Here is a 5,968-nt window from a genome sequence, read left to right on the forward strand (position 1 = left end):
AGGGCTGGAACGTTTATTTGAAATAATAGCCGCAAATGTTGATGGCACCATGCCTGCTGGAGAAAATTGGCATCGGGAATTGCTTGAGCAAATCGCAATGGAGATTCCGAAAATTAGACCTGCAGTGATTTCAAACGCCAGTTTTTTGGCGCTAAATGAATTGAGAGGTTTCAGGCATATAGTCCGCAATGTATATGCGTTTAATTTCGATCCTGCCAAAATGCATAAGCTCGTTAAGAGCACTCCGATTTTATTCAGCAACGTTAGGGCAGAGCTTATGGCCTTTGCTGATTTTTTAGAGGATGCGGTCTAAATGGCATTGGATTGCATCCTGATCTGATTACAATCCGTCGAACCCATTGGAAAATGAATTTATTAAGCATAGAATTAGACTGACTTGGAAACGGTAATGGTTTTTCCGTTAAAGAAGTCGTAGTAACCGCAAGAGAGATTACCGGTAAAAATATTACTGCGATTGAATCGGGAAGACGGCCGGGGGATCCTGCCTTTCTGGTCGGAACCTCCGATAGAATTAAAAAGGTCCTGGGCTGGAATCCGATGCATGCGGGTATTGATGATATCATTCAGACCGCCTGGAATTGGCATAAAAAAATCAAAAAATTATATTGAAAACCCGATGTGAGCAAATAGGTTTACGTTAAAAAATGCCGAATCAAATTGTCATAGAGCCTGAAAAAGGTTGGGTACGGATTAATTTTAAAGAGCTTTTTGAATACCGTGAGTTGATTGGCTTTTTGGCCTGGCGTGATATTATGGCCCAATACAAACAGACGGTGTTTGGTTTTGCATGGGCCGTGGTCAAACCCGTGTTTTACGTGCTCGCCTATACATTGGTATTCGGTAAGATCGCGGGACTTTCCTCAAGCGGAATGCCCTATCCGCTTTTTACGCTTTGCGGGGTAATGGCGTGGGGTTTCTTTTCGGTCGCTTTGGAGCAGTCCACTGCCAGTCTTTTAAACAACACGAACCTGTTGACCAAGGTCTATTTTCCCCGGCTGATTATACCGATCGCCAGCCTGGCCCGGGGCGCCGCAGATTTTATCATTTCCCTCATTTTGTTTCTGGTGATGATGGGGATTTATGGAGTCAGTCCCGGCAGCTCCATTGTTTTTTTTCCGGTTTTTCTCACCATGGGCCTGGGAATTGCCTTGGGAATGGGATTTTTCTTTTCCGCAGTTTGTGCAAAGTATCATGACCTTAAATTTGTGGTTCCCTTTCTTACGCAGATGTGGTTTTGGATTACGCCTGTGGCCTATGGTCTGGAAAACATTCCGGAAAAGCTGAAATTTATTTATTATCTTAATCCCATGACCTGGGTGATCCAGAGTTTTCGCTGGTCTCTATTAGGGATAGGAGAAATGGATTGGCTGAAAGCCCTGCTGACGGCGCTTTTTGCCATAGCTGTTCTGGCGGGGGGGCTTTTCTATTTCCGCAAAAAGGAAGGCGAGTTTGCCGATATTATCTGAGACAATTTAATTTATGAATCTTTCATAAAATGGTTGATACCGTCATAAAAGTAGAGAACCTCGGTAAACTTTACCATCTGGGAGCGCTTCATAACCGGACCGGCTCCTTTCGTGAAAAAATAATTTCTTCTTTTAAGCGTCTATCAGCGGGTAAGCGCCGGTCCTTTCAAAATGAAACCATTTGGGCCTTGAAAGATATTTCGTTTGAAGTTAAGACCGGCGATGTTCTGGGCATTATCGGGCATAACGGTGCGGGGAAAAGCACCTTGTTGAAAATTCTTTCCCGCATCACCCGGCCGACCAGGGGTAGGGTCTGGATGGATGGCCGGGTAGGGAGTCTGCTGGAGGTCGGCACCGGATTTCATCCTGAATTAACCGGGCGGGAAAATACCTATTTGAACGGCGCCATCCTGGGAATGAAAAAAGCGGAGATCAAGCGCAAGTTTGATGAGATAGTGGCCTTTGCAGAGATAGAGAAGTTTATCGATACGCCGGTAAAGCGCTATTCCAGCGGGATGTATGTTCGGCTGGCTTTTGCCGTTGCTGCCCACCTGGAACCGGAAATCCTGCTGGTGGATGAGGTCCTGGCGGTAGGAGATGCCGCGTTTCAGAAAAAATGTCTAGGCAAAATCGGAGACATATCCGGAGAGGGCCGGACCATTCTATTTGTGAGCCATAATATGGCGGCAGTCAGGAGTCTATGCCCGCTGGGAATGTATATTGAGTCTGGCCGAATCGCTTGCTTTGATTCTTCGGAACGGGCCATCGACTGCTATGTAAAAGGCAATATCGGCGAGGGCCTTCTCATCAATCGGATAGGATATTCGATTGATGAGAAGGCCCTCGCGGGGTGCCGGCTTGAAGGCTTTGAAATTAATAATGTTGAGATTCATAATCTCTCTAGTCCGGATCTGCCGACGGCATCCGGTGATGATATCCGAGTGCGTATTCATTATAGCGCTTCAGCGAAGTTCATCTCTCCGGTCTTTGCGGTCAATTTCAACGACCAGAACGGTATAGAGATATTTCGAACGAGTAATATGCCGATTAGTGGATACTGCATCGATGAATTGTTTAATGAAGGCTTTGTTGACCTGGAAATCAGACGTTTTCCACTGGTAAAAGGAATCTATTACATTCATTTAGGATTTGCTAGAGAGGCGGTGGAGTGGTATTTTTATGCTGAAAATCTGATGAAGCTCGAAGTGGAAGGTAAAGATATTTACCACAGCGGAATGGAACTGGACAGAAGCAGGGGTATAATTTGGGTGGATCACTCCTGGCGTCATGAAAAATTATAACTATATCCCGTGACCGGATAATAATTGGGCGAGGTCGTCATATGATGGGTATTTTCAAAAAAACAAAAGGCGTCATTCAAGCAAAAAAAGAACCGGGCAATCCTGATCACATTCCACTCTCTCAAGAAGCGTGGCATTACCATACGCTGAAAGACAATCACAATCAACTGATATGGGAAGGACAGTATGACCTGTACCCGTTATGGAAATGTTTTGGAATACCGGAAGATTTAAGCGGTCAATCCTGCATTGATATCGGTACGGCGAGCGGATTTTTTGCGTTTGAATGTGAAAAAAGAGGCGCTTTCCCTGTCGCGGCAGTTGAATTGCCGGACATCTCCGAGTGGGATGCAAAATCAAACATCTCCTACAGCGGAGTGAATATCCCGAGAAGCAACCAAAAAGATTTCAAAGAATCCTATCGGATTTTCAACAGTAAAGTGCAACTGCATTACGGCAGCATTAATGACCCGTTGCATAAAACTCTGGGGACCTTTGATTGGGTGATATTCGGTTCGATGATGACCCATTTGCGAGATATCATGCAGGCGTTAGAGAACGTCAGGCTGTTAACCAAAGGACGGGCAGTGGTGATTTCTTCCTATATTCCTAAAGAGGAACATTTGACGCTTCATTGGGTGCAGAGTGATCGCCCGTTTGACTGGTGGGTGCCGTCAAAGAGTCTGCTGCCAAAGATGCTCCTGGCCGCGGGTTTCAGCAAAGTGGATGAGATTGGAAGTTTTAAACTGACTCACAAAAATGGTTCCGAGCATCATCAAGTATGCTTGCACGCATTTGTGTAGATATCGCAGTAATTGGTAGTTTAGAAAAATCGGTTTAGCGGCCTATCGCTGAAAATATCGCTGTAATAATTTTTTCCATAATGGCTTTTTAATGGGAAGGGTTGGGTTGCAGGCATCGGCAATACGGTTCAGTTTTTCTTGTAACGGGAAATAAAATATTTTTAAAAGAGCTGATCGTTTTGTTCTGGAACATACTTCGGCAATATAGTCTAACCGTTCGCGATAATCGGCAATGGCAAGCTTGGCATTATTTCTTCCGTCCAGTCCCTCATTTCTCGATCGCGAAAACAGTTTCAATGCTTCTTCAATGGCGGCTCGGCTTGCTTGCCCGAAAAAAGGGTCCCAGGCATTTTTGTTCATACGGCAGATCTCAACCAGTGGGATCAGACCGAATTTTGCGGAAAGGCCTAATTGGTCGAGCAGCGCATCGCATTCTTTTTCAGCGGATCCAAACCAGTCTTCTGACTCCAAATGACGCCACTTCCCCTTTTCCGGCGTGACCACCAGATTCGCCAGTTTTTGGACGTCCGCATCATTTATTTCAGCCAGGGCAAGCATTTTTCTTATGGATTCCGCAGGCCTGACGATCATGCCGTCGTCAAAGTCGATGCTCAGGTCGCTGAGGCGTTCTCCCATGAGTTTGCTCAGTTTCCATAACAGGTAATGGCGATGATAGGATGTTTTGATATGGGAACCGAATAGAAAAGGAAATGTTGCGCACAAAGAACAAGACCATGTCATGAGTTCGTAGTTGGTATTCTCATAAGGATCTTTACGGCGTTCATTCGGCAAATCACGGATTATCGAAAACCATTGCTCCCTTGGATTGCGGAACAGATGAATGATTTTAGCCTCCGGAAAATGCCGCCGGAGCCAGGGCAGCCGGAAATCCACCCGGTTGAACTGCAATACCGGCAATTTGTCGCTGGTGGATGAAACCAGGAAGCGAATGTATTTATCCAGGTCTGCATATGGGCTGTCTTCTTCGAGATGGAGATGATTAATGCCGAAGTCAGGGCGATGAAACACTTCCAGTCCTTCATATATCGGCAAATACTCATCCCAATAGGAGCTAACGCCGACATGGCCGGGAGTGGCTGGGGACTTGAGGCGGATATGCGTCGGCAGCAGGTCATGGCAGGGTTCATAATAGCTGCAACAGCGGGGAATGTTGCGGAATATGTTCCATAACAAGGTCGAACCGCTTCGAAAACGTCCTGTGATGAACAAAGCCTCTATCGGCATAATCGCTCAACCTTCGTCAATAGGAATGCCCTGGGGCGCGGATGGTTAATGATGGGTCAAAAATTAGTACATGATTCCATTGTGATCAATATTTTTTTTTCAGATCTAACGGTTCTGGTGATAATTTCGGGCAGTCGCGTCAGAGGCATTCGTTCAGTCGTCAGCCTGGAATAGATTTTGGCGTGCTGCTGAAGCAGCGTAATCGCCTGGGGCATATAAAGGGCCGGTACCGGAAAGGCGCTCAACATCTGAAGTCTTTTAAAGATGAGCCTGGTTGCGTCCACTTTAATCGCGTTTTCTTTCGGGAAGGCAGACAGGCCGATGTTGACAATCGTAGAATCAAAAGGCAGGCGACTCAGATACAGTGGTATAAACCCGGCAGGCGCCGTATGAAGAACAACCACCCTTCCGGTGAGCCCCGATAGTTTTTTCTTCAATCCTATTGGCGCTGCCAGGGTTTTACCTGTAAATGTATGCCACGAAAAGTAATCGCCGCCGGCCTCTCTGAGGCAGGCGGTCAGATCCGGATGTTTTTTGCGGGATAAGACACCCTGGACGGCAATCCCCAGAGCTTTGGATGTCAGCAGCGCCAATTTGCCAATAAAACCACCGCCAATAACCAGCAGGTGATCCCCCCGGTTCAAACCGGCCAGGTGAAATGCATCCAGAATGACGGTCAGCGGTTCGGCAAGAGCAGCCAGTTCAACGGGAATCGAAGGTTCGACTTTATGCAGCAGACGACAGTCCTTGACCAAAAGATATTCGGCGAATCCCCCCTGGTCGGCGGCAATCAGATGGTTGCATTTTCTGAAATTTCCGTCAGCGCAGGGAGTGCAACCGCCGCAGGGGGAAGAAAGCGCCACGGCAACTTGGTCACCGACAGAAAGATCGATCACATCTGTTCCGGTCTCGGCGACCGTAGCCGTAATTTCATGGCCAAACCGTTTCCATTTTCTGGCCCAGACTTTTGCTTCTATGAAATCGCTGGCGCACACGCCGCATGCATCGATTTTTAGCAAGACTTCCGCCCGTTGCGGCGCGGGTGTTGGAATTTCCATGATACGGATGTTGTTTTTTCTTTTTACAAAAGCGGCTTTCATGGCGCAGTTCGTTTCCGGAAACGGGATATCCC

Annotated in this window: 6 protein-coding genes; 4 read left to right on the top strand and 2 right to left on the bottom strand. The window is 46.9% G+C overall.

The genetic code is table 11. The features are described from left to right. From P1P89_21685 to P1P89_21700, 4 genes are all read left to right on the top strand, one after another. Window positions 1-313, top strand: a 313-nt coding sequence (locus P1P89_21685) for a hypothetical protein (protein ID MDF1594130.1), incomplete at its 5' end; no start/stop codon positions are given. Between the two features lie 352 nt (window positions 314-665). Next, window positions 666-1,487, top strand: a complete 822-nt coding sequence (locus P1P89_21690; protein MDF1594131.1) for an ABC transporter permease — start codon at window positions 666-668, stop codon at window positions 1,485-1,487. A 29-nt stretch (window positions 1,488-1,516) separates the two neighbouring features. Continuing rightward, entirely contained in the window at window positions 1,517-2,788 is a 1,272-nt protein-coding gene (locus tag P1P89_21695) for an ABC transporter ATP-binding protein (protein MDF1594132.1), read from the top strand. 41 nt (window positions 2,789-2,829) lie between these two features. Next, on the top strand, window positions 2,830-3,591 hold the full coding sequence (locus tag P1P89_21700) for a hypothetical protein (GenBank protein ID MDF1594133.1): 762 nt from the start codon (window positions 2,830-2,832) through the stop codon (window positions 3,589-3,591). Between the two features lie 42 nt (window positions 3,592-3,633). On the opposite strand, the gene P1P89_21705 is transcribed toward P1P89_21700, so the two are convergent. Next, complete coding sequence (locus P1P89_21705) at window positions 3,634-4,836, bottom strand: sulfotransferase (GenBank protein MDF1594134.1); 1,203 nt, start codon at window positions 4,834-4,836, stop codon at window positions 3,634-3,636. Window positions 4,837-4,892: 56 nt separating this feature from the next. Further along, window positions 4,893-5,968 (bottom strand): alcohol dehydrogenase catalytic domain-containing protein (locus tag P1P89_21710; GenBank protein ID MDF1594135.1); only part of this gene is annotated, 1,076 nt, incomplete at its 5' end.

The organism is Desulfobacterales bacterium (assembly GCA_029211065.1).
Lineage (GTDB): Bacteria > Desulfobacterota > Desulfobacteria > Desulfobacterales > JARGFK01 > JARGFK01.